General features: G+C 72.1%; 18 protein-coding genes. 7 read left to right on the top strand and 11 right to left on the bottom strand.

Annotation, left to right across the window (positions count from 1 at the left end):
* Positions 1 to 17: 17 nt before the first annotated feature.
* Both DT057_RS20360 and DT057_RS20355 read right to left on the bottom strand, forming a co-directional pair.
* Positions 18 to 797: an enoyl-CoA hydratase-related protein gene (locus tag DT057_RS20360; RefSeq protein WP_128563933.1), complete on the bottom strand. Its 780-nt coding sequence runs from the start codon at positions 795 to 797 to the stop codon at positions 18 to 20.
* Positions 787 to 2,064 carry a CaiB/BaiF CoA transferase family protein gene (locus DT057_RS20355; RefSeq protein ID WP_128563932.1) on the bottom strand — a complete coding sequence of 426 codons (1,278 nt, stop codon included), beginning with the start codon at positions 2,062 to 2,064 and terminating at the stop codon, positions 787 to 789. Before DT057_RS20355 ends, DT057_RS20360 begins: the two co-directional genes overlap by 11 nt.
* Before the next feature lie 201 nt (positions 2,065 to 2,265).
* On the opposite strand from DT057_RS20355, the gene DT057_RS20350 reads away from it, so the two are divergent.
* Positions 2,266 to 3,891 (top strand): sigma-54 interaction domain-containing protein, encoded by a 1,626-nt coding sequence (locus DT057_RS20350; protein ID WP_238314103.1) that lies wholly within the window; start codon positions 2,266 to 2,268, stop codon positions 3,889 to 3,891.
* A 4-nt stretch (positions 3,892 to 3,895) separates the two neighbouring features.
* Here DT057_RS20350 and DT057_RS20345 read toward each other — a convergent pair whose 3' ends face one another.
* The 3 genes from DT057_RS20345 to DT057_RS20335 all read right to left on the bottom strand — a co-directional run bounded on the left by DT057_RS20345 (position 3,896) and on the right by DT057_RS20335 (position 7,382).
* Positions 3,896 to 5,116: an ABC transporter substrate-binding protein gene (locus DT057_RS20345; RefSeq protein ID WP_128563931.1), complete on the bottom strand. Its 1,221-nt coding sequence runs from the start codon at positions 5,114 to 5,116 to the stop codon at positions 3,896 to 3,898.
* A gap of 128 nt (positions 5,117 to 5,244) precedes the next feature.
* Positions 5,245 to 6,381: a CaiB/BaiF CoA transferase family protein gene (locus DT057_RS20340; protein ID WP_128563930.1), complete on the bottom strand. Its 1,137-nt coding sequence runs from the start codon at positions 6,379 to 6,381 to the stop codon at positions 5,245 to 5,247.
* Positions 6,378 to 7,382 carry an NADPH:quinone oxidoreductase family protein gene (locus tag DT057_RS20335; protein WP_128563929.1) on the bottom strand — a complete coding sequence of 335 codons (1,005 nt, stop codon included), beginning with the start codon at positions 7,380 to 7,382 and terminating at the stop codon, positions 6,378 to 6,380. Before DT057_RS20335 ends, DT057_RS20340 begins: the two co-directional genes overlap by 4 nt.
* Positions 7,383 to 7,885: 503 nt before the next feature.
* Between DT057_RS20335 and DT057_RS20330 the strand changes: the two genes are divergently transcribed.
* Together DT057_RS20330 and DT057_RS20325 are read left to right on the top strand one after the other, a co-directional pair.
* Positions 7,886 to 9,475 (top strand): tetratricopeptide repeat protein, encoded by a 1,590-nt coding sequence (locus DT057_RS20330; RefSeq protein ID WP_128563928.1) that lies wholly within the window; start codon positions 7,886 to 7,888, stop codon positions 9,473 to 9,475.
* A gap of 2 nt (positions 9,476 to 9,477) precedes the next feature.
* Positions 9,478 to 10,041: a hypothetical protein gene (locus DT057_RS20325; RefSeq protein ID WP_128563927.1), complete on the top strand. Its 564-nt coding sequence runs from the start codon at positions 9,478 to 9,480 to the stop codon at positions 10,039 to 10,041.
* A 235-nt stretch (positions 10,042 to 10,276) separates the two neighbouring features.
* Here DT057_RS20325 and DT057_RS20320 read toward each other — a convergent pair whose 3' ends face one another.
* Positions 10,277 to 11,170: a LysR family transcriptional regulator gene (locus tag DT057_RS20320; RefSeq protein WP_128563926.1), complete on the bottom strand. Its 894-nt coding sequence runs from the start codon at positions 11,168 to 11,170 to the stop codon at positions 10,277 to 10,279.
* 104 nt (positions 11,171 to 11,274) lie between these two features.
* Here DT057_RS20320 and DT057_RS20315 point away from each other — a divergent pair, with 104 nt between their 5' ends.
* Both DT057_RS20315 and DT057_RS20310 read left to right on the top strand, forming a co-directional pair.
* Positions 11,275 to 12,144, top strand: coding sequence for an SDR family oxidoreductase (locus DT057_RS20315; RefSeq protein WP_128563925.1), 870 nt, complete (start codon positions 11,275 to 11,277; stop codon positions 12,142 to 12,144).
* 39 nt (positions 12,145 to 12,183) lie between these two features.
* On the top strand, positions 12,184 to 12,657 hold the full coding sequence (locus tag DT057_RS20310; protein WP_128563924.1) for an SRPBCC family protein: 474 nt from the start codon (positions 12,184 to 12,186) through the stop codon (positions 12,655 to 12,657).
* 463 nt (positions 12,658 to 13,120) lie between these two features.
* Here DT057_RS20310 and DT057_RS20305 read toward each other — a convergent pair whose 3' ends face one another.
* The 3 genes from DT057_RS20305 to DT057_RS20295 all read right to left on the bottom strand — a co-directional run bounded on the left by DT057_RS20305 (position 13,121) and on the right by DT057_RS20295 (position 15,408).
* Entirely contained in the window at positions 13,121 to 13,306 is a 186-nt protein-coding gene (locus DT057_RS20305; RefSeq protein ID WP_128563923.1) for a hypothetical protein, read from the bottom strand.
* A gap of 249 nt (positions 13,307 to 13,555) precedes the next feature.
* Entirely contained in the window at positions 13,556 to 14,188 is a 633-nt protein-coding gene (gene prfH / locus DT057_RS20300) for a peptide chain release factor H (protein WP_128563922.1), read from the bottom strand.
* Positions 14,189 to 14,190: 2 nt separating this feature from the next.
* Positions 14,191 to 15,408: an RNA ligase RtcB family protein gene (locus DT057_RS20295; protein WP_128563921.1), complete on the bottom strand. Its 1,218-nt coding sequence runs from the start codon at positions 15,406 to 15,408 to the stop codon at positions 14,191 to 14,193.
* A 723-nt stretch (positions 15,409 to 16,131) separates the two neighbouring features.
* On the opposite strand from DT057_RS20295, the gene DT057_RS20290 reads away from it, so the two are divergent.
* A complete protein-coding gene (locus tag DT057_RS20290; RefSeq protein ID WP_128563920.1) occupies positions 16,132 to 16,605 on the top strand; it encodes a hypothetical protein in 474 nt (157 codons plus the stop codon).
* 268 nt (positions 16,606 to 16,873) lie between these two features.
* Here DT057_RS20290 and DT057_RS20285 read toward each other — a convergent pair whose 3' ends face one another.
* Together DT057_RS20285 and DT057_RS20280 are read right to left on the bottom strand one after the other, a co-directional pair.
* Positions 16,874 to 19,933, bottom strand: coding sequence for a PAS domain-containing protein (locus tag DT057_RS20285; RefSeq protein WP_244937385.1), 3,060 nt, complete (start codon positions 19,931 to 19,933; stop codon positions 16,874 to 16,876).
* Positions 19,934 to 20,286: 353 nt separating this feature from the next.
* Positions 20,287 to 21,618: an MFS transporter gene (locus DT057_RS20280; RefSeq protein WP_203236329.1), complete on the bottom strand. Its 1,332-nt coding sequence runs from the start codon at positions 21,616 to 21,618 to the stop codon at positions 20,287 to 20,289.
* 351 nt (positions 21,619 to 21,969) lie between these two features.
* On the opposite strand from DT057_RS20280, the gene DT057_RS20275 reads away from it, so the two are divergent.
* Positions 21,970 to 22,239 (top strand): hypothetical protein, encoded by a 270-nt coding sequence (locus DT057_RS20275; protein ID WP_128563919.1) that lies wholly within the window; start codon positions 21,970 to 21,972, stop codon positions 22,237 to 22,239.
* Positions 22,240 to 22,446: the final 207 nt, after the last annotated feature.

Here is a 22,446-nt window from a genome sequence, read left to right as displayed (position 1 = left end):
CTCGGCCGGGAGCGCAACTAGTGCCCGAACTTGTCGGGATCGGGCCGGCGCTTCCCGGCCATCGCGGCGGAGAGCTCGTGGTGCTCCTGCGTCTCGAGGTAGGCGCGCAGCAGGAGGTCGTGGGCCATGCGCGACAAGCCCGAGACGCCGCCGTGGCGGGCGTTGAAGGCGGCCTTGACGGAGGCGAGCGCGAAGGCGCCGCGGTCGGCGATCTCGAGCGCGAAGGCCCGCGTTTCCGCGGCCAGGTCGGCGTCCGGCACCACCTTGTTGACGAGGCCGAGGTCGAGGGCCTCCCGGGCGCTCATCTTGGGGTTGCGAAACCAGATCTCCTTGGCCTTCTTCTTCCCCACCATGTCCTCGAGGTACCAGGTGCCGTAGCCGGCGTCGAACGAGCCCATCATCGGGCCGACCTGGCGGAAGACCGCGCTCTCCTTGGCGATGGTGCAGTCGCAGAGCATCTGCAGCACGTTGCCGCCGCCCACCGCGAAGCCGTTCACCGAGGCGATGACGGGCTTCTGGCACTTCTCGATCGCCTCGTAGATCTCGAGGGTCGGGAGCGTCCCGGCGTAGAGCAGGGTCTCCTCCATGCCGTCCTTGCGCCCGCCGATGCAGAAGAAGCGGTCGCCCGCGCCCGTGATGACGATGACCCGGGTCCGCGTCTCGCGCCGGATCTCGTTGAACAGATCCCGGATCTCGTGGCACATCGTCACGTTGAACATGTTCCCGTCGTGCGGGCGATTCAGCGTGATGGTGCCGATCGGCCCGTCCTCGACGTAGTGTATCGTCTCAAGGGACACGCGTTTCTCCCTGGATTGCGCCGCTGCCTGCGAGGGCGCGGACCTTGTCGTCATCATAGCCGAGCACCTCGGTCAGCACAGCCCGGTCGTGCTCGCCCAGGCGCGGCGGCGCCGAGCGGGGGGCGTTGGGGCGGCCGTCGAGCTGGATCCCGGTGCCGACCTGGGGCACCGCCGAGCCGTCCTCCCGCTCCATGCGGTAGACGAGGCCGCGCCGGCGCAGGGCCTCGTCCGCCGCGACCTCGTCGACCCGGTTGATCGGGCCGGCCGGGATGCGGGCCTCCCGGAACAGGGCGAGCCAGTGCGCCCGCGGCTTCTCGCGCAGGATCGCCTGGATCATCGCGACGATCTCGCCGCGCCGCCCGCGCCGGGCGGCGTTGCCCGCGTAGCCCGCCCCGGCCGCGACCGCGGGCCGCCCCAGCGCCTCCCAGAACCGCGACCAGAGATTGTCGTTGCCGAGCCCGAGGGTGATGGGCAGGTCGGCGGTCTCGAAGGCCTGGTAGACCGCGATCACGCTGTCGGTGCCGCCCGAGCGGGTCGGCACCTCGCCGGAGCCGAGATAGGGCACGATCCGGCAGGTGAGGAAGCGCGTCATCGAGTCGACGAGGGCGACGTCGATGGTGCGCCCCCGGCCCGTGCGCGCGCGGGCGTGCAGCGCCGCCGCCGTCGCGAAGGCGGCGTCCTGCCCGGCCAGCATGTCGGCGGCCGGGGCGCCGACCTTCTGGGGCGCGCCGCCCCCGGCCCCGGTGAGGTCCATGACCCCGGAATAGCCCTCCGCGATGAGGTCGTAGCAGGTCCAGTCGGCCCGCTCCCCCGACAGCCCGAACCCCGTGATCGAGACGTAGATCAGGTCGGGGCGCAGGGCCCGCAGGGTCGGGGCGTCGAGCCCGAGCTTGGCGGCGACCCGCGGCGGCTGGTTGAGGACCACCACGTCGCAGCGCCGGACGAGGTCGTGCAGCACCGCCCGTCCCTCCGGCCCCCCGTAGTCGAGGCAGAGGCTGCGCTTGTTGCGGTTCACGCTGAGGAACCAGAGCGACTCCCCCTCGAGGAACGGCGGTCCCCAGGCGCGCGCGTCGTCGCCCGTGCCGGGGCGCTCGACCTTGATCACCTCCGCCCCCATGTCGGCGAGCAGCATGGTGGCGAACGGCCCGGCGACGGAGGTCGTCAGGTCGAGGACGCGCACGCCGTGCAGGAGGTCGAAGCCCGGCCCGTCGGGGGGCGGCGGAAGGTCGTCGAGGGGCGTGGGATGGGCGTGCGTCTCGGGCGCCATGGCGTTCGGTGTCGGTTGGCCGCGTCGCCCTCCCCACCGCAACCGGTGTGCCAGCCCGGGATGCGGGGGAAAGCCCGCGGGATGCGGGGGAAAGCCCGCGGAATGCGGGGAAAGGCCCGCGGAATGCGGCCGAGACTGTCGTTGCGCCGGACAGGGGTGCTGCTATGTGTCCGCACGAAGGACACAGGGCGGGTGGCGGGAATGGCCGGGCAGCGTCCCGAGATCGCCGGCATCGTGGCGGTGGACGAGGCCGGCCGCGTCGCGTTCGGGGCCGGGCTCGGGCTCGACCCGCGGGTGCGCAGCCTCGCGGCCGACCGGGACTGGCGCGAGGAGGCCGTGCGGCGCCGCCTGACGGCGCTCAGCCTCGACCGGCACGCCTTCGCGGTGCTGGCCGCCCCCATGGCGGGCGGGCACCTGCTGGTGCTGAGCCCGGTGAGCGGCGCCGTGCTGGACTTCGTCGGCTCGGTCGATTTCGCCTACGACATCCTCGATCACCTGCTCACCGACCCCTTCGACGCCATGACGGTCGTCGATGCCGCGGCGCGGATCGTCTACATCTCGCCCGTCCACGAATCCTTTTTCGGCCTCGCGCACGGCGAGGCCAACGGCCGCCCGGTGCGGCAGGTGATCGAGAACAGCCGCCTCGACAAGGTCGTGGAGAGCGGCCGGGCCGAGATCGGCGCGATCCAGCGCATGAAGGGGCTCGAGCGGGTGGTCTCGCGCATCCCGATCAAGCGCGACGGCAGGGCGGTGGGCGCGGTCGGGCGGGTGATGTTCAAGGGCCCCGAGCAGGTCGAGGCCCTCGGCCGGCGCATCAAGGCCCTCGAGAGCGAGGTGGATTTCTACCGCCGCAAGGCGGCGGCGCTGCAGAACCGCGGCTACGGCCTCGACGACCTCATCGGCGACAGCCCCGCCATGCAGCGCCTGCGCGGCGAGGTCATCAAGGTCGCCCCCCTCGAGATCCCGATCCTGATCCAGGGCGAGAGCGGCACCGGCAAGGAGCTCGTCGCGCAATCCCTCCACCGCCTGAGCCCGCGCCGCGACCAGCCCCTCGTCATGCTCAACGCCGCGGCCCTGCCGGCGACGCTCGTGGAGGCGGAGCTGTTCGGCTACGAGGCCGGGGCCTTCACGGGGGCCGACCGCAAGGGCCGCAAGGGCAAGTTCGAGCAGGCCGCCGGGGGCACGATCTTCCTCGACGAGATCGGCGACATGCCGGTCGAGGTCCAGTCCAAGCTGCTGCGGGTGCTCCAGGACCGCATCGTCGAGCGCATCGGCAGCGACCGGGCCCGCGAGGTCGACTTCCGGCTCATCACCGCGACGAACCGCGACCTGCAGGCGCTCGTGGCCGAGAACCGGTTCAGGCTCGACCTCTACTACCGCGTCGCCCCGATCGTCGTCACGGTGCCGCCGCTGCGCGAGCGGCGCGAGGACATCGCGCTCCTGGTGCCGCACTTCCTGCGCGAGGTCGCCGAGCGCCACGGCCGGCCCGAGCCCGCCGTGCTGCCGGACGCCCTGGCGCACTGGATGGACCAGGCCTGGCCCGGCAACGTGCGCCAGCTCCGGCACGCGGTCGAGCGCGCCTTCGTGTTCGCCGAGAACGGCCGCATCACGGTCGCGGTGCTCGACCGCGACGCCGTGCACAACAGGCCGGCGGCGCCCGGGGGCGCGGGGGCCGCCAGGACCCTCCGGGACGCCGTCGTGCGCACCGAGGCCGACCTCGTGCGGGACGCGATGGCGCTCCACGGCGGCAACAAGAAGCGCGTCGCCGCGGCGCTCGGCATCTCGCGCTCCTACCTCTACAAGCTCCTGGCGGAGACGGGCGGCTGACGGGCTATTGCGGGCGCCTCACCAGGGGGCACTCGCTCCCCTCGATCCCCTTGTAGGCCTGGTCGGCCGGGATCGTCGCCACGACGTTCATCAGGTCCCACTCGCCCTTCGACTCGGCGGGCTGCTTGGCCTTCATCAGGTACATGTCGCGCATCAGGCGGCCGTCCTCGCGGATGCGGCCGTTCCGGGTCATGAAGTCGTTCACGGGCGTCTCGCGCATCGCCGCCATCACGGCGCCGGCCTCGTCGGTGCCGGCCTTCCCGACGGCCTTGAGGTAGTGCATGGCGGCACTGTAGATGCCCGCCTGGAACATCGTCGGCGGCTTGCCCTTGTGGCGGGCGGAGAAGCGCCTGGCGAAGGCGCGCGTCTCGTCGTTCTGGTCCCAGTAATAGGCCTCGGTGAACAGCAGGCCCTGGGCGTTGCGCAGGCCGAGGGCGTGGATGTCGGTGATGAGCACCAGGAGCCCGGCGAGCTTCTGGCCCCCGCCGGTGATCCCGAACTCCGCCGCCTGCTTGATGGCGTTGGTGGTGTCGGTGCCCGCGTTGGCGAGCCCGATGACCTGGGCCCCCGAGCCCTGCGCCTGGAGCAGGTAGGAGGAGAAGTCCGCGGTGCTGAGGGGCGCGCGGACCTGGCCCACCACCTGCCCGCCCGACCGCTTCACCACGGCGGCGGCGTCGCGCTCGAGGGCGTGCCCGAAGGCGTAGTCGGCGGTGACGAAGAACCACCTGTCGCCCCCGCCCTGCTTCATCACGGCGGTCGCGGTGCCGTTGGAGAGCGCGTAGGTGTCGTAGACCCAGTGGAGGCCGTTGGGCGAGCAGAACTTGCCGGTGATGTCGGTCGAGCCCGCCGAGGTGACGATGTTGATGCGGTTCTTCTCGCGCGCGATGCCCTGCACGGCGATCGCGACGCCGGAATGGCCGAGGCCCAGGATCGCGTCGACCTTGTCGATGTCGTACCAGCGCCGCGCGATCGCCGAGCCCACGTCGGGCTTGTTCTGGAGGTCGCCGTCGATCACCTCGATCGGCTTGCCGAGCACGCGGCCGCCGAAATCCTCGACCGCCAGGCGCACCGCCACGGCGTCGCCCGGTCCCTGGATGTCCGCGTAGGGGCCGGACATGTCGTCGAGCACGCCGATCTTCACGACGTCGTCGGAGACCTGGGCGGCCGCCCCCGTGGCGGGCCCCAGCAGGCCGAGGGCGAGCGGCATCCAGCGAAGCGTCTTCATCCAATCCTCCCGTTGTCGCGTGTTCTGGCTCGTGGTTGCGCCGGGCGCACGCGTGGCGGCGCCCGGCACGGTCTCGGTCCTCGCATGGCGCCGTATCGCGGGTCGCTCCCCCGGGGCCCGCGCGCCGGTCAGGGCCGGACGGGGTCGTCCCCCAGGTAGGCCTCGGTGTGCTCGCCGAGATCCGGGGCGGCGAGCGGCGTGCCGGCCTCCGGGCGGAAGCCCGGATCGATGGCCACCGGCAGGGCCGCGAGGCTCTCCCCGCCGGCGCCCGACAGGACGTGGGCGAACAGACCCCGGCTGCGGAAGTGGGGGTCCTCCATCGCCTCGCGCACCCCGACCACGACGGTGCAGCAGCAATCCTGCCCCGAGAAGCGCGCCGCCCAGGTCGCCGCGTCCTCGCCCGCCAGGATGTCCCGCACCCGGGCGAGCGTCGCGGCCGGATCGCGGGCGTCGTCCCGGTACCGCTCCTCGAGGCCGATCAGCCCGCAGAACGCGTCCCAGAACTTCTGCTCGATCGGCGCCGCGGCCACGACCCTGCCGTCCCGGGTCGGGTAGAGGTGGTAGCGGGGCGTTCCCCCGGTCACGAGGTCGGTGCCGTTGCCGGGCCACGCGCCGGCCGCCTGGCCGTTCCCCAGCGCCCAGTAGAGGAACGGGAACAGGTTGTCGGTCATCGCCACGTCGAGGTGGCGCCCGCGTCCGGTCCGGGCCCGCTCCTGGAGCGCCAGCAGGACGTTGATCACCGCCGGGTAGGCCCCGCCGGCGATGTCGGCGATGAGGGCGGGCGGCACGACCGGCCGCGCCGGGTCCCCGAGCGAGAGCGACAGCAGGCCCGTCTCGGCGATGTAGTTGAGGTCGTGCGCGGCGACGTCCGCCTTCGGCCCGGTCTGCCCGTAGCCGGTCACCGAGCAGTAGATCACCCGCGGGTTGAGGGTGCGCACCTGCGCGTAGTCGAGGCCGAGGCGGGCCATGACGCCGGGGCGGAACTGCTCGACGATGACGTCGGCCCGCTCCAGCAGCGGACGGAGGCGCGTCCGGGCCGCGGGATCCTTGAGGTCGAGGGCGAGGCTCTTCTTGCCGCGATTGAGCAGCGCGAAGTTGATGCTGTCGCGCCCCCAGGCCGGATCGTAGCGGCGCATCTCGTCGCCGCTCCCCGGGCGCTCGATCTTGACGACCTCGGCCCCCGCCTCGGCGAGCATCAGCGTCGCCATCGGGCCGGGGAGCAGGGTCGAGAAGTCGAGGACCAGGATGCCGTCGAGGGGTCTCATCGGCCGGCTCCCGCGGTGGTCAGGACGATCTTGCCCCGGGCCTCCCCGGCCCGCAGGCAGGCGAGGGCCTCCGCGAAGGCGTCCAGCGGCAGGGTGCGGCTCACCACCGGGGCGAAGGCCCCGCGCGCGATCAACGCGAAGATCTCGGCCTGCGCGGCCGCCGCCTCCCCGGGCCACCGGTCGCGGTAGTCCGACGCCTGGAGGCCGAGGACGGCGATGTTGCGCACCAGCAGGTAGTTCGTGCGGGCCACCGGGATGTCGCCGCCGGCAAAGCCGATGACGACGTGGCGCCCGCGCCAGGCCAGGGACCGCAGGGCCGGCTCGAACGCCGCGCCCCCGACCGGATCGATGACGACGTCGACGCCGCGTTCGTCGGTCAGGCGGCGCACGTCCTCCCGCAGCCCGTCGCGGAGGTCGGGCCGGCTCAGGTCGACGACCGCGTCCGCGCCGGCCCGCCGCAGCACCTCCGCCTTGGCGCTCCCGCGGCTCCCGGCGATGACGAGGCCGGCGCCGAGCGCCCGGGCGAGCTGCAGCGCGGCGACCCCGACCCCGCCCGCGGCGCCGAGCACCAGGACGCTCTCGCCCGGACGCAGGGCGGCCCTGTCCTTCAGGGCGAACCACGCGGTCTGGTAGGTCAGGACGGCGGCGGCGGCCGTCCGCGCGCTCAAGGTCTCCGGCACCGGGTAGCAGGACGAGGCCGGGGCGCAGAGCAGCTCGGCGTAGGCGCCGTACTCGACCTGCGCGGCGACCCGCTGGCCGACGGCGAGCCCGGTGACGCCGGCCCCGAGCGCCGCCACCGTCCCGGCCGCGGCCTTGCCCGGCACGAAAGGCAGGGGCGGCTTGACCTGGTAGCGGCCCTCGATGACGAGCAGGTCGGGATAGTTGGTCTCGACGGCATCGACCGCGATCAGGACCTCGCCGGGTCCCGGCGACGGGTCGGGATGGTCGCCGTACACGGCCCCTGCGACCGAGCCGAACGCCCGGACAACGACTGCCTTCATGGGTGTTTCCACATCCTGGTCGTCGCGCGCGCGCGTCGCCTGCGCCGGACTTGGACCCATCCGTATCACGTCCCGTGCCAAGGCGCGGGACGCGGGCGCGTCGCGCGCCGCCCCGGCGGTCCTCGGGGTCCGGGCGCCGTCCCGGGCCCCGGCTCGGGAGCGCCGGGTGTCCGCGGCGCCGACACCCCGGTCGCGACGGTGTCGTCGCGGAGGGCATTGGCGACTCGGCCCGCGGGGCCGGTCCGGGCCGGCACCGAACCGACCGGGCCCGACGCGTCCGCCGTGCTCGCAACCTCTTCGCCGGCGCGCGCGCGCCGATCGCCGCCGACCGGACCGGAGCGCGGCTTCGATCAGCCTCGAGGGGCATCCGGGGCCCGCAATACTGTTAAACGCCGCAGGTCCGCCGCGCCTGGACCGCGCGGATGTTTGCGGGCGCGCGGAGCGGGCGTAGGATGTCGGGGCACCCGGAGGAGGTCGCGCCGCAGCCCGCAGGAGGAGATCCCATGCGCAGGTTCGTGCTCGCGGCGGGCATCGCCGCCGTCGCCCTCGCGGTGGCGCAGCCCCTCGCCGCGCAGGGCGACGTCGACCAGCAGCTCGGCAGCGTTCACTTCGAGACGTCCTGCAACGCGGTGGCCCAGCGGCGCTTCGACCGCGGCATGCGCTACCAGCACTCCTACTGGTACGGGCCCGCCCGGGAGGTCTTCGAGGAGGCGCTGAAGGCCGACCCCGCCTGCGCGATCGCCGAGTGGGGCATCGCGCTGACCTACCTCGACAACCCGCACAACCCGATCCCGCAGGCCAACCTCGCGCCGGGCCTCGCCGCCATCCGGCGCGCCGAGGCGCTGAACCCGGGGACCGCGCGCGAGCGCGATTACGTCGCCGCGCTGGCGCTGATGTACGCCGACGCCGACCGGCTCGGGCACGGCCAGCGCATCCGGCTCCTGCGCGACGCCCAGGAGGCGCTGGCGCGCAGGTATCCGGACGACGTCGAGGCGCAGATCGCCTACGCCATCACCCTCAACACCTCGTCCGACCTCAACGACAGGTCCTACGCCCAGCAGATCAAGGGCGCGGCGATCCTCGAGCCGCTGTCGAGGCGCCTGCCCCGGCATCCGGGCGTGACGCACTACCTCATCCACCTCTACGATTACCCGGAGCTCGCCGCCAACGGGCTCGCGGCGGCGCAGCGCTACGCGCAGATCGCGCCGGCCGCGCCGCACGCGCAGCACATGCCGTCGCACATCTACACCCGGGTCGGCCACTGGCAGGCGTCGATCGACGCGAACACCGCGTCCTCTCGGGCCGCCCGCGCCGAGAAGTCGGTCGGCAACGCGCTGCACGCGCAGGATTACATGGTCTACGCCCACCTCCAGCTCGGCCAGGACGACGCGGCGCGCGCCGTCGTGGAGGACATGCTGCTGCTGCGCGAGGCCGATGCCCAGGCCCCGGGGCTCGCCGCCCACTACGCGCTCGCGGCCTCGCCGGCGCGCTACGCCGTCGAGCGCGGCGACTGGGAGGCCGCCTCGCGGCTCCCCGTGCGGCCGAGCCCCTTCGCGAACGCGCAGGCGGTGACGCACGTCGCCCGCGCGCTCGGGGCCGCCCGCTCGGGCCGGCCCGAGGCGGCCGCGCCCGACGTCGCCGCGCTCGCCGCGCTGCGCGACCGCTTGCGCGCGGCGAACGACGCCTACTGGTCGGAGATCGTCGCCATCCAGGCGCGGGTCGCCGCCGCCTGGGTGCTCGACGCGCAGGGCCGGCACGACGAGGCGCTGGAGGCCATGAGCGCCGCCGCGGAGGCCGAGGACCGGACGAACAAGCACGTGATCACGCCCGGGCCGCTCGCCCCGGCCCGGGAGCTCTACGGCGAGATGCTGCTCGCGCGCGGGAGGGCCGCCGACGCGCTCGCCGCCTTCGCGGCGAGCCAGGCGCGGGAGCCGAACCGCTTCCGCGGCGTCCTCGGCGCCGCGCAGGCCGCCGAGCGTCTCGGCGACAGGGCGGCCGCGAAGGCGCATTACGGCCGGCTGCTCGCGCTCGCGCCGGACGCCGCCGCGCGGCCGGACGTCGAGGCGGCGCGCCGGTTCGTCGCGCTGGACTGAGCATGGTCGCGCGCCTGCCCTCGCGGCGTCTCGCCCTCGCCGCCGCCGTCCTGGCCGCCGGCGGGGCGCTGGGGGCGGCCCGGCTCGTCGGCCGCGCCCCGGACGCCGGCCCCGCGGCCTCGGCGCCGGTCTGGACCGAGACGGCGTGGCCGTTCCCGCTGGACCCCTGGGGGGCGGGCAAGGCCTATCGCTGCCGGGCCGATCATTGCGGCGCGCGGGTGACCCTCTACCTCCGGGCCAAGCTCGGCTTCTGCGGGTGCGCGACGACGCTCGACGACGACGACGTCGCGCGCGTCAGCGACCTCGATCTCGTCGCCCCGGAGCGCGCCGCGCTCGGTCCGGGGCGGGCCGTCGCGGTGCGCACCATGACGGGCCGCAGCCGCCGCTACGCCCTCGGCGCGGGGGCGGGATCGGCGCTCGCGATGGCGTTCCACGAGCGGTGCGACACGGTCGTCGCCACGGCGGTCCTCGATGGCGACGAGCCCGGGCGCCAGGAGGAGGTCGTGCTGGAGTTCCTCGGCGGCGCGACGGTGCTGCGCTGGGCGGAGGCGACGCTCGGCCTGTAGCGGAGGCCGCCCCCGGGGCCGCGGGCCTCTGGGACCCTTCGGCCGCGACGTGCCGGCTGGCGACGCGGAGCGGGGCCTCGAACCGAGGCCTTCGCGCTCGCGGGCGTTCGAGACCGCGCTCACCGGAGCCTGTCGCTTGGGCCCGCGGCAAGCGTGCCGGGATCGCCGCAGGGGCGGCCGCGGCCGGCATCCGCGAGGGCAGCGCGCGGGAGGTCGCGGTTGCGGACACTCACCCTCATCCCCCGACGTAGGCCGCCAGCTCGTCGGGCTCCCCCGTGGGGAAGGCGCCCTTCAGGTGGTCGAGGAAGGCGGAGACACGGCTGCTGAGCAGCCGCCGTGAGGGATAGAGCGTCCACAGGGCGATGTCCGACCCGTCGACGTCGCCCCAATGGACCAGCCTGCCGGCAGCCAGATCGTGACTGACGAGCGAGACGGGGAGGCGTGCGGCGCCGACGCCGACGCGAGCCGCGTCGCGGACCATGACGAGCGACGTCAGGCTGAGGACGGGCTCGACGGCGATGCGCGCCGTCCCCGCCGGCCCCGTCACGGGCCAGGCCGCCATCCGATCGCTCGCCCCGCGCACGACCGCCGGAACCGCCGAATGGTCCGCCGGCCGCAGCAGGCCCGGGCTCGCGACCACGACCAGTCGATCACGCAGGAAGATGCGCCCGACGAGGCTCTCGTCCGGATCCGGGTTGACGCGGATCACCAGGTCATACCCTTCCTCCACCATGTCGACGGCCCGGTCCTCCGCCGTGACCTCGAGCCTGACCTCCGGGTATTTCAGCGCGAATTCAGCCGCCACCTTGCCCATGGCGGTCTGCGAGAACAGCAGGGGCGCGCTGATCCGCAACCGGCCGCGTGGCCTGCCCCCGCCCGAGGCGATCGCAGCGGCCGTCTCGTCGAGTTCGGTGAGCAGGGCTCCCGCGCGCTCGTAGAGCGCCCGCCCCTCCTGGGTGAGCTTCAGGACGCGCGCGCCGCGCTCGAACAGGCGCAGGTCGAGGCTGCTCTCCAGCTCCGCGACCCGGCGGGACAGGGTCGCCTTCGGCCGCCCCGTGGCGCGCGCGGCGCGCCCGAACCCGCCGTGCCGGGCAACGAGGGTGAAGTCCGCGAGGGCAGGCAGATCCATGTGTTCCACCCATGAGACGGAGCGTCCAGATCTGCCGTCTATCGGGGAAAATATGGATCGCCTACCTCGAGAAGGACAGTCCAATCGAGAACGGAGACGCAACCATGACCATCCTCGTTACCGGAGCCACCGGTGCAGTCGGCCGCCACGTCGTCGCGCAGCTCGCCCGGCGCGGCGCCGACGTGCGCGCCCTCGTGCGCGATCCCGGCAGGGCCGATCTCCCGGCCGGGATCGCCGTCGTGCAGGGCGACCTGCTCGATGTCGATGCGCTCCGGAGAGCGCTCTCGGGCGTGTCCACCTTGTTCCTGCTGAACGCCGTCGTGGCCGATGAATTCACCCAGGCGCTGATCGCGCTCAACCTCGCCCGCGAGGCCGGCGTCGCGCGGGTCGTTTACCTGTCGGTGATCCACAGCGACCGCTACGTGAACGTGCCGCACTTCGCGGGCAAGTTCGGCGTCGAGCGGATGATCGAGCGGATGGGCTTCAACGCCACCATCCTGCGCCCCGCCTACTTCATCGGCAACGATGTGACGGTCAGGGACGTGGTGCTCGGGCACGGCGTCTACCCCATGCCGATCGGCAGCAAGGGCCTCGCCATGATCGACGTGCGCGATGTCGGCGAGGTCGCCGCCCTCGAGCTGATCCGCCGCGAGCACGCCCCCGGCCCGCTTCCCCTCGACCGGATCAATCTCGTCGGCCCCGATCCGCTGACCGGTGAGGGCGTCGCCGCCATCTGGTCGGAGATCCTGGGCCGCCCGATCGCCTATGGCGGCGATGACACCGTCGCGTTCGAGCGGAGCCTCCGGACCGTCATGCCGGGCTGGCTGGCGTTCGACATGCGCCTGATGGCCGAGCGCTTCCTCGCCGAGGGCATGCTCCCGGAGGCCGGCGACCTCGCGCGCCTGACCGGATTGCTGGGCCGCCCCCTGCACACCTACCGCGACTTCGCCGCCGGCATCGCGGCCGCGGCCTGACGGCCGCGGCAACCCACCTCGACAGCAAGGATCGCGACCATGATCTATTCGACCGCCACCGTCCCGGTGAACCCGGAGGGCGAAACCGCGCTGACCCGTGCGCAGGCATGGGCCGGCCTCGAGCTCAAGGCCCGCGACGCGCGCCTGTTCCTGCCGCCGGGCCTCTGCACCCGCTGCGACGTCGTGGCGGAGAGCGCGACCCATCTCGTGCGCGAAGCCACGATCGGCGCTGCCGATCTGCGCGAGATCATCACCCTCGAGCCCGCCAGCAAGGTCACCTTCTTCCAGGCCACGGGCCCGCGCGAAGGCGCGATCATCAACGAATTGTACGAGGACGGGGCCGGGGCGCTCCAGCTTCGGTTCTACTGCTACCTCGGGCTGCGCGGGAAGGCCCCGGACGGCCCCGAGGAGCGGGCCGAGCAGGCGCAGTTCGACAGCGACGAGGGCTACAAGGCCGCCCTGCTGTCCACCCTGAAGCGCACCCGCGAACTGCTCGCGGCGGGCCGCCTCTGACCACCACCCTCGGCCGGGGGAGTGCCTCCGCGCAGGCGATCCCGCCGTCCGACGTCGCGGTGCTCGTGCGCTCCCCCGGACGCGGCCGGTTCGCGAACGGGAGGCCGCGTCGGCGGCGATCCCTCATCCCCACGGGATCAGCGTGGAAGGATGGGCGGCCACCCGCCTGCGACCACGTCGGTGCAGGCGGCCCGTGCGCGACGGTGCGCTACCGCAGGCTCCCCGGCCCGCAGGCTCCTCGGCCGGCTGCCGGAACGGGGCGCGGGCGGGCGTGATCGTTCCGGGGAGCGAGCCGTCTCTGGATGCGGGGGATGATGACGAACACCATCGCCAGCACGATGACCGGCACGGCGACGAGGTGGCGCTGCCGCATCGCCCGGCGCAGCCCCGCTCACGACGCGGCCGCGCGATGGCCGCCGCCCGTTCGTCGCGGCCGGCAGGGGGTGGGGCGGCGCGCCGGGCCTCACTCGTCCGCCAGCGACTGAACCCGCCGCGCCTCCGGCGCGCTGCCCGCCGTGTGGAGCAGGCTGGTCGGCCGAAGCGCCCGGTCCAGGCGCGACTGGGACCCGCGCTCCGCGACGCCCATCATGGCGAACGTGATCAGGCCGGCTCCCACGATGCTGAGGATGACGGCGCGCAGGATCGGCATGGGCGAGTGTCCCGGATCGGTCGAGACCGGAGCCATGGCCGACCAGCGTGGCCGCCATGTGGCCCAGTCCGGGCCAAGTCACGGCGCGCGCATCGAACCCCAGACGCCTGCCCCCTCCCGCCCGGGTCGGGTCGTGCGGCCGGTGTCGCGCCGCAGGGTGCGGCGGTCGCCGGGGCCGACCGCGGAGACGACCGCGATCCCGTCCGCCTCCGCCTGCACCGCCGTCGAAGGGCGTTCGGCCCCACGGGCTCATCGCACCCGCTCGAAGTGCGGGCCCGCATAGGCCCGCACCGCCCGGGCACCCCGCTCCGCCACCGCCACGTTGAGCGACCAGCGCGCCCGGGCCGCGTCCCGGCCCCGCGCCGCCTCCCGCGCGGCGAGCGCCAGCCCGAGCTTCACGAGCGCCAGAGCCCGGTTGCGATGCTGGCTGCGCTCGGCGCTGCACGCGACGACGAGGCCGCTCGGCCGGTGGTGCAGCCGCACCGCGCTGTCGGTGGTGTTGACGTGCTGACCGCCCGCGCCGGAGGCGCGACACGTCTCCCAGCGCAGGTCCGCCTCCCGGAAGCCCGGCGCCCCGGGAGTCGGCGGGACCACCCGGGTCGCCGAGACGAACCAGTTCTTGCGCCCGAGGCCCGGCCGCAGGGGGCTCGGGCAGGTCCAGAGCAGCGTGCCCTCCCAGGCCGCGATCCAGCCCGCCGCCCCGTCCCCCTCGACCCGGACAAGGGCCGACAGCAGGCCGGGCTTGCCGGGGATCTCCTCGACGATGGCGGCGTCGAGCCCGGCGGCGGCGGCCTCGCGCGCGAGCGCGCGGCCGAGGCCCTCGACCGCGAGCCGGCACTCGCCGGGACCGCGGCCGGCGCTGAGATGCAGGAACACCGCCATGCTCAGCGCTCCCCGTACTTGGCGGAGCGGGCCGTCTCGCGGTCGCGCATGCGCCGGCGCTTGTCGGCCCGCGCCTCGCCGTCCGGGTCGAGGGAGCACTTGAAGGTGACGAGCGGGTGCAGCACCGCCACCACCCGCACGAGCCCGGCCGCCTCCAGGTCTCCGACGACGGAGGCCGCCGGCTTGTAGGCGCCGGGCGCCTCCTCCCACAGCAGGTGCTCGTCGCCGCAGACCACGACGCCGCCGAACGGGTTGCGGGCGAGGTCCTCCCGGCGCAGGCGCCCCTTCAGCTTCGCCTTGGCCTCGTGCCGGGCGAGCTTGCGCCCCGCCCCGTGCGCCAGCGACCACGGCGCGTCGGCCCGGTCCGGCACCGGCTCGACCAGGACGCTCACGTCGCCGCGCGAACCCGGCACCACCACCGGGCCGCGGTCGGAGGGCGCCGCGCCCTTGCGATGGAGGAGGCAGCGGCAGCCGCCCGCCTCCACCGGGGTGACGGCGTTGTGGCAGACGTCGAGGAGGCGGCGCCCCTGCGCGTTGAGGGCCTCGAGCGCCCGGCGGGCGACGAGGTCGCGGTTGGCCCGGGCCCAGGCGACGGCGCCGTCATGCGCCGCCAGGTAGGCCGCCCCCTCCGGCGTCTCCGCCCGCAGGGGGGTCGCGCCGTGCCGCTCGGCATGGGCCCGCAGCACCGCCTCGCCGAGGCCGCGGCTGCCGGTATGGACGAGGAGCAGCGCCCGGCCCGGATCGAGGCCGATGCGGAGGGCGGCCTCCGGGTCGCGGATCTCGGCCACCGCCTGGACCTCCAGGAAGTGGTTGCCGTGCCCCACGGTGCCGAGCGACGCGTCGTGGGCGGTGGCCGCCAGCCCGCGCGCCGCGAGCCAGCCGGCGCTGTCGCCGTCCCAGGGACCGTCGAGCCCGTCGAGGCGGGCCGCGACTTTTCCGGGATCGGCGCGGCGCAGGGAGAGGCCGGTCTGCCACAGCGCCATGCCGCAGCCGATGTCGGACCCGACCAGGGCCGGCCGGATCAGGCCCTCCGACAGGAAGGCCGCGCCGACCGGGCCGTTCTTGCCGGGATGAAGGTCCGGCATGCCGACGGCCTCGCGCATGCCCGGCAGGGCGCCCGCCGCATCGAGCTGGCGCAGGGCCTCACCCTCGATCCAGGTCGAGGCGGAGGCGACCACGCGGACGCCCGGGGCGCGCGTGGTGATGATGGGATTGGCCATGAGAGGAGGATTTCCGCGCGGCCACGCGGCGGTGGCCCTCGGCAGGAGTCATCGTTCGCCGACGCGCCGCGTCAGCCGCAATGGGACGCTCGGTCGCCGCGCTCGCGGCGGGCCTCCGTCAATGCCCCGTCAGCGGACGGGGCGGGCATGGATGCATTCCATGGCGCGCCCTCCTGGTGGGTGGCCGCAGGGCGAGGTGCAAACCCGCCGGGCCGATCCCAAGTCGATGGCAAGTCCTTAGAGCAGGGTCTCGTCATCCGCAAGAATATTCTTGTGCAACAGCCTTCGGTTGCGCCAGTTCAGCCGGCCTCGCCCGGAGGGCCCGCGGCGGCGGAGATCCCGCCCGCGCGCGCTCCGGATCCCCGGAGCGGGCGGCGCCCTGCACGATCGATCGAGCGCGGCCCCGTGTTGCCTCGCCCGGGGGAGCCGAGGCGTCCTGCACCCGCGGGGCCGGGTGGTGCGGGACGGGCGGTCCCGGACGCGCCGACGGAACGAGGAGGGCCGACGGCGTCGTGCCGCGATCGTTCCCCCGGCGACCGGCGGCGTCGCTCCGGCCTCCTCTCCATTCGGATAGGTGCGCGCGAGGATCGGACGGGATATCTCCGTCGAGAGACACGATGCCCGCCCCGCGCTCGAAGTTTGCAAGACGTCGGCGCAGGATCGGGGCTTCTCGAGGCGACGTGATCCTTCCTGTGAAGAGATCAGGTGAGCGAGGCTTGAACGATGATCAAGGTCACGTGCACGGCGCTGGCGGTGACGATGGTGGTGGGGATCCCGCAGGTCCGGGCGCAGGACCTGACGGCCTGGTACAACAACCAGGTGGCGCAGCAGAACGCCTACTTCAACCAGATGCAGGCCGGGATGGTCCAGAGCAACCTGAACAACCCGCAGGTCATGGCGGCCTACCGGGCCGGCGCCTGCGGGCCGGGCCTGAGCCCGCAGCAATTCGCCTACAAGTGGGCGGCGACCGGCGGCTGCACCGTGCAGGGCATGCAGGCCTACATGAACAACCGCGACCAGAACGCGGCGCGCGACCAGGCTTCCTGGCAGGGCTACCAGCAGGCGCAGATGGCGCGCGCCCAGGCGATGCAGGCCCAGCAGCAGGGCTTCTCCGGCAACCAGTACCAGTCCGGCATGCAGCTCGGCGGCTGGCGCTACGGCTACGCGCCCAACGGCCAGGTGGTCTGGTACCGCTGAGGCCACGACGATCCGGGCCGCGAAGGGCGGCCCGGGTCGGGGGACATCCTGCGAATCCCGCGGGAGTGCCGATCGCCTCCATCATCCCTCTGGCGGGTGTTTCTCTGCCGGGCGGCTTGCGGACGGATCATCGGCGAGACGAATGGCGACGTCGCGACGCCGATGCTAGAGCAGCATCCGATCACATTGCGATCGGCCGCTGCTCTAGGTTTCTGATTCTGCCGCATTTTTGCGCGGCGAACCGGTGTCCACTTCGCCGGAAAATGCTCTAGACCCGCCGCCGCCTGAGCGGCTCGACACGCGATGCCTCGATCATCGAGCGGATACGGGCTGCCATCGTCTCGATGGCGAAGGGCTTGGTCATGACCGCCATACCCGGTGCGAGATGCCCATTCCCGAGCACGGCGTTCTCGGCGTAGCCCGTGATGAACAGCACCTGGAGCGCCGGCCGGGACACGCGCGCGGCATCGGCCATCTGGCGGCCGTTCATGCCGCCGGGCAGCCCGACATCGGTGACGAGAAGGTCGATGCGCACATCGGACTGAAGCACCTTCAGGCCTGCGGCGCTATCGCCCGCCTCGATGGCGGTGTAGCCGAGATCCTCGAGGATGTCGGTGACCAGCATGCGCACGGTCGGCTCGTCGTCCACCACCAGAACCGTCTCGCCTTGCTCGGAACGGGGAAGCGTCGCGGGTGGAGCACAGCCGTCTTCCTGATCGAGCGCGCCGTAGTGGCGCGGCAGGTAGATCGAGACCGTCGTGCCCTTGTCGACCTCCGAGTAGATCCGCACCTGTCCGCCGGATTGCTGGGCGAACCCGTAGATCATCGAGAGGCCGAGGCCCGTGCCTTCGCCGAGGGGCTTGGTGGTGAAGAACGGCTCGAACACCCGCTCGATCACGTCCGGCGGCATCCCCGTGCCGGTGTCGGTGACGCTCAGGGTCAGGTACTGCCCTGCCGGCATGTCCTGCTGACGGGCCGCCCGTTCGTCGAGCCACTTGTTGGCGGTCTCGATGGTGATGCGGCCGCCGTCCGGCATCGCATCGCGGGCGTTGATGCACAGGTTGAGCAGGGCGTTCTCGAGCTGGGACGGATCGACCAGGGCCGGCCAGGCGCCCGACGCCCCGACGACCTCGATGGTGACGTGCGGGCCGACCGTGCGCTGCACCAGCTCCTGCATCCCCAGGACCAGCCGGTTGGCGTCGGTGGGCCTGGGGGCGAGGGTCTGGCGCCGCGAGAAGGCCAGCAGGCGATGGGTCAGGGCCGCAGCACGCTTCGAGGCACCCTGAGCGGCCGCCATGTAGCGGTCGACGTCGTTGAGCCGCCCCTGGCTCATCCGCGTCTGCATCAACTCCAGCGAGCCCGAGATGCCGGCCAGCAGGTTGTTGAAGTCGTGCGCCAGGCCGCCGGTCAGCTGACCCACGGCCTCCATCTTCTGCGATTGCCGCAACGCCTCCTGCGCCGTCGCGAGTTCCGCCTCGCGAGCTTTCGCATGGCTGAGATCGCGCCCGACCGCGATGAAGTTGGCGCCATCCGGCTCCGGAGCGACAGTCCACTCGATGTGCTTCCAGGCGCCATCGCTGGTGCTGATGCGGTTCTCGAAGCGGGCGGCCTGGCCCGTCTCCGCCATGCGCCCGATCGCCTCGAGCGTAGGAGGCTCGTCATCGGGATGCATGAAGGTCGCGTAGCCCCGCGTGAGCAGCTCGCGTTCGGTCCAGCCGAGCACCCGCGTCCAGGCGGGACTGACCGCCGACATCATGCCGGTATAGTCGGCGCGCGCCAGCATGTCCTGGGAGAGGTTCCACAATCGATCGCGTTCCGCTGAGCGCGCCTCGACCTGAGCCTCCAGGGTTTCGTTCAGCTCGCGCAACCGCATCTCGCTCTCTTGCAAGGCCTGCTCGCCGCGAGCGCGCTCGACCGCGATCCGCGTGCGGTCCGCCACTTCCCTGATCAGGCTGAGGTCACCCTCGCTCCAGTTCCGCCTTTCACCATGGTTGACGAAGAATACCGCGACGAGCCTTCCCTGCTCGAGGACCGGCGCATTCACGAAGGCCCGGGTTCGCTTGCTCTCGAGGGCATCGGCGGCCGGGCCGGCGGTTCGCGTATCAGTGCGGACATCGCCGATGACGATGAGTTCGCCACGTTTCAGACTGTCGATGAACGAGCCGTACTCCCTTGGCGAGAGGACGCCTGCGAGTGTCTCCACTCCCGGCGCCGTCCAATCGCGCTCGACGTGAAGTGTCCCGGCCTCGTGATCGATGGCGGCGTAACCCACCCGGCTGTTACCCAGCGTGCGGCCGAGGATCTCGGCGGCGGCATACGCGATGTCGGCCGGGTTCTTCAGGTCGCGGACCGCCTGGGTCAGATCGACCAGCACGCCGCGGCGGATGTCCGCAGCCTTTCGCGCCGTGATCTCGAGCGCAGTCCCGGTGACGCGCAGGCAGCGCCCGGTCTCGTCGAACACGCCACGGCCCTTCGCCGCCACCCACCGCTCGTCACCGTCCTGCTTGCCGATCGTCCGATACTCGACATCGTAAAGGGCGCGCTGCTCCGGATCGGCCGCGGCCAAGTAAGCCGCCGTGGTTGCGGCGCGATCGTCGGGATGGAGTCCATCGTAGAAATCGTCCATGGTCACCGGGGTACCGGCGGAAATGCCGAACATGGACTTGGTGCGGGCCGACCAGGACAACCGGTCATTGATCACATCGACGTCCCAGAGGCCGACATCGGCATTGTCGACGGCGAGACGCAGGCGCTCCTCGCTGATCGCGAGCGCCGTCTGCTCCTCGGTCAGACGACGTTCGAGAACGACGCGGGCAGTCGTTTCGGGCGTGATGTTGAGGACCGCCGCGACGCTTCCGTCTTCGTCGCGCAGGGCAGAGAGCGAGTAGTTGAACCATGCGGTCTCCGTGCCGCCGCCTTCGAGCCGCGCCATGACGAAGGGAGCATCCTCGAAGTAGAGCGGCTCCCCTCCCGCCCGGACGCCGTCGAACTGGGGTCGAAGCTCTCTCCAGATCTCGGCCCAGACGCTGGAGCCGGGTTGCCCGAGGGCTGCAGGATGTTTGGCGGCCAGTATCCGACGGTAGGGATCATTGTATACGAGAGCGTAGCGCGGACCCGACCAGAGGCAGATCGGGAAAGGCGAGTCGAAAATCGACCGCGCGAGGGTCCGCAGCGCCGGTGACCAGCCTGTGGTCGGTCCGAGGGCGGTCGTCGACCAGTCGAGGTCTCGCGCAAGCGAACGGACCTCGCCGGGGCCGGCAAACAGCGCCGCGGCGTCGGCGTGCGCTTCGTTCCTGAAATTCGATGCGCTCTTGCTAGCCACGTCCACCCGCGCCACACTCTCGCTTGACAGCTACCTATAGGGCAGCCCGTCGTCACCGCCAGTCGCTACCACGTCTCCGTGTCGCGGCCGTGGCCGCGACACGGCCGGGTGACGCATTTCCGGAAGGCATGTTTGATCGCGCTGGTCACGAGACGGCATTGTCCCGGCAGTCGTGTGACTGCCATGATTTCCCGACATCGGCGCCGCGTCAGTGTTCGCGCGTCAAGCACGTCAGCTTGAACAAATCTCGGGAGCGCCAGGTTCTTGATCGGTTTCTTTGCAAATCCTCCCGAGCAGCCGGATGACTGCTCGGGAGATGAAAACAGGCGATCTTGCACGCCCCCGCCCGGCAACGGCGATTACTCAGCGGGAGCGGGTGCCGGTGCAGCAGCGCGTGCCTTCGTGCCGCGTCCGAGGATCAAGGTCATGATCGCACCTGATCCTGTCAGGCACACGAGGGGCAGCAGCGCGAGCGGGAAGCTCCCGGTCGTGTCCTTGATGTAGCCGAGCAGCCACGAGGCGACGCCGGTGCCGAGGTGCGACAGCGTGTTGATCGCCGCGATCCCTGCCGCCGCCGTACCGGCCGAGAGCCAGTCCGTCGCCATCGCCCAGAACGGTCCCTTGATCGCGTAGTTGCCCATCAGCACGAGGCTCAGGAGCAGCATCGTCACGGTGAGCGAGGATGTGAGGTTCGTGGCAAACAGACACAGGCATGTCGCCATCAGCGGCAGCGCGGTGCTCCATACCCGCTCCCCGGTCTTGTCCGCGCGCAAGCCCCAGAAGATCATGAACGCCGAGGCGATGCCGAACGGGATCATGTTGAGGAGGCCGGTCTCGAGGTTCGACAGGCCGAATGATTTCAGGATTTGGGGCTGCCAGAGCGAGAGGGCGTTGCTGGTCGCCGAGGAGCCCGAGTAGATCAGCGCCAGCGCCCACACGTACTTGTTCGTGAGCACCCGGGTCAACGGCAGGTGATGCGACACGGCCGTGGTGGCAGCGCGATCGGCAGCCAGGCGTTGTTCCAGCCACGCCTGCTCCTCAGGTGCAAGCCAGCGCGCTTCGGACGGTTTGCCCGGCAGCATGAACAGCGCGGCCAAGCCCAGGAGCACGGCGGGGATCGCCTCGATGATGAACAGCCACTGCCATCCGTGCAGCCCGCCGACACCCTCCATCTGAAGCAGTCCGGCTGAGAGCGGCGAACCGAGGAAGCTGGAGATCGGGATCGCGACCATGAACATCGCCACGATCCGGGCTCGGTACGCCTTCGGGAACCAGTAGGTCAGGTAGAGGATCACGCCGGGGAAGAAGCCGGCCTCGGCAGCACCGAGCAGGAACCGGCAGAGGTAGAAGCTGTATGGGCCGACCACGAAGGCCATCGCCATGCCGACCATGCCCCAGGTGATCATGATCCGCGCGATCCACAGCCGCGCGCCGACCTTCTCCATCGCGATGTTGCTCGGCACCTCGAACAGCACGTAGGCGACGAAGAACAGACCGCCGCCGATCCCGAACATCGCCTGGGACAGGCCGAGGTCCTTGTTCATCGTCAGCGCGGCGAAGCCCGCGTTCACCCGGTCGACGTAGGCGATGAAATAGCAGAGCACCAGAAATGGCACGAGTCTGAGGCCGACCTTCCTCATGGTGATGGCTTCGATGTCGGGCGCAAGCGGCACGGCTTCGACGGCGTTCATGAACGGTTCCTCCGGGGCGAGGTGGTTGATTACCTGCATACAGCGGCTGGGCGGCGATAGGAAATCTCTGCCGGAGGGGTGACGGTGCCGGGGCCCGGACATCTGAAACGGGCGGCAAAGGCGCGAGGCCGCCGCTCTCGGCTGGGGCCGTCGCCCAGGCGAAGCGGACCGGGAACCGTGCTGCGCAAGATGCGCGTGTGCAGTGCGGCGTGACGATGGCGTCGTCGCGCCGCGGCCCTCTCACGGCGTTTCCCCCCGACGGGGCCTCCCGGACAGGCGGCCTTTCGTGTGCGGCCCGTCTCGGGTTAGAACCTCCGCCTGCAAGCATCCGACGTTTCATCGCGAGCTACCGTGCAGGTCATCATGAAAAAAGACGAGGCTGCGGATCCGCTCAAGAGCGAGACACACGAGATCACCTCCAAGATCAACGCCGCCTACGAGAAGCTCGCGCTCAAGCTGCGCGCCAAGGCCGACAAGGCCAAGGAGCGTGCGGGGACGACGAAGGACGAAGCCAAGCGGGCGATCCATCGGCGGCGCTTCGAGCTCTATGGTGACGCCGCGCACGACATCGAGGAGCGCCTCGCCCTGCGCCGCGCGCCGTCGGACGGCTCCGACGATTGACGGCCTTCCGCTTTCCATCGGCACGGCGTGTGCTAGTTCCTACCCCGTCGCGCGGGCTTTCGCCCCCGTGATCCTGGTGCGGCAGACAGGTCGGGGACGCGGCCGCAGCATCTCGGCTGGGTCCCGGTCGGCCGGGCTCACCGCGCGCCTGAGAGGATGGCCATGACGCCCGTCAATCGCTGCCTGCGACGCCTCGACCACGCCTCG

Source organism: Methylobacterium crusticola, assembly GCF_003574465.1.
GTDB lineage: Bacteria > Pseudomonadota > Alphaproteobacteria > Rhizobiales > Beijerinckiaceae > Methylobacterium > Methylobacterium crusticola.
Note: the sequence above shows the minus strand (reverse complement) of the source record. Positions and strands in the feature narration are given on the sequence as shown.

Excerpts from the sequence above, each read along its gene's own strand:
- DT057_RS20325 (WP_128563927.1), top strand. The coding sequence starts at position 9,478 with ATGGTCGCGCGCCTGCCCTCGCGGCGTCTCGCCCTCGCCGCCGCCGTC.
- DT057_RS20295 (WP_128563921.1), bottom strand. The coding sequence starts at position 15,408 with ATGGCCAATCCCATCATCACCACGCGCGCCCCGGGCGTCCGCGTGGTC.
- prfH (WP_128563922.1), bottom strand. The coding sequence starts at position 14,188 with ATGGCGGTGTTCCTGCATCTCAGCGCCGGCCGCGGTCCCGGCGAGTGC.
- DT057_RS20310 (WP_128563924.1), top strand. The coding sequence starts at position 12,184 with ATGATCTATTCGACCGCCACCGTCCCGGTGAACCCGGAGGGCGAAACC.
- DT057_RS20330 (WP_128563928.1), top strand. The coding sequence starts at position 7,886 with ATGCGCAGGTTCGTGCTCGCGGCGGGCATCGCCGCCGTCGCCCTCGCG.
- DT057_RS20335 (WP_128563929.1), bottom strand. The coding sequence starts at position 7,382 with ATGAAGGCAGTCGTTGTCCGGGCGTTCGGCTCGGTCGCAGGGGCCGTG.
- DT057_RS20315 (WP_128563925.1), top strand. The coding sequence starts at position 11,275 with ATGACCATCCTCGTTACCGGAGCCACCGGTGCAGTCGGCCGCCACGTC.
- DT057_RS20280 (WP_203236329.1), bottom strand. The coding sequence starts at position 21,618 with ATGAACGCCGTCGAAGCCGTGCCGCTTGCGCCCGACATCGAAGCCATC.
- DT057_RS20345 (WP_128563931.1), bottom strand. The coding sequence starts at position 5,116 with ATGAAGACGCTTCGCTGGATGCCGCTCGCCCTCGGCCTGCTGGGGCCC.
- DT057_RS20355 (WP_128563932.1), bottom strand. The coding sequence starts at position 2,064 with ATGGCGCCCGAGACGCACGCCCATCCCACGCCCCTCGACGACCTTCCG.
- DT057_RS20350 (WP_238314103.1), top strand. The coding sequence starts at position 2,266 with ATGGCCGGGCAGCGTCCCGAGATCGCCGGCATCGTGGCGGTGGACGAG.
- DT057_RS20290 (WP_128563920.1), top strand. The coding sequence starts at position 16,132 with ATGATCAAGGTCACGTGCACGGCGCTGGCGGTGACGATGGTGGTGGGG.
- DT057_RS20305 (WP_128563923.1), bottom strand. The coding sequence starts at position 13,306 with ATGCCGATCCTGCGCGCCGTCATCCTCAGCATCGTGGGAGCCGGCCTG.
- DT057_RS20320 (WP_128563926.1), bottom strand. The coding sequence starts at position 11,170 with ATGGATCTGCCTGCCCTCGCGGACTTCACCCTCGTTGCCCGGCACGGC.
- DT057_RS20340 (WP_128563930.1), bottom strand. The coding sequence starts at position 6,381 with ATGAGACCCCTCGACGGCATCCTGGTCCTCGACTTCTCGACCCTGCTC.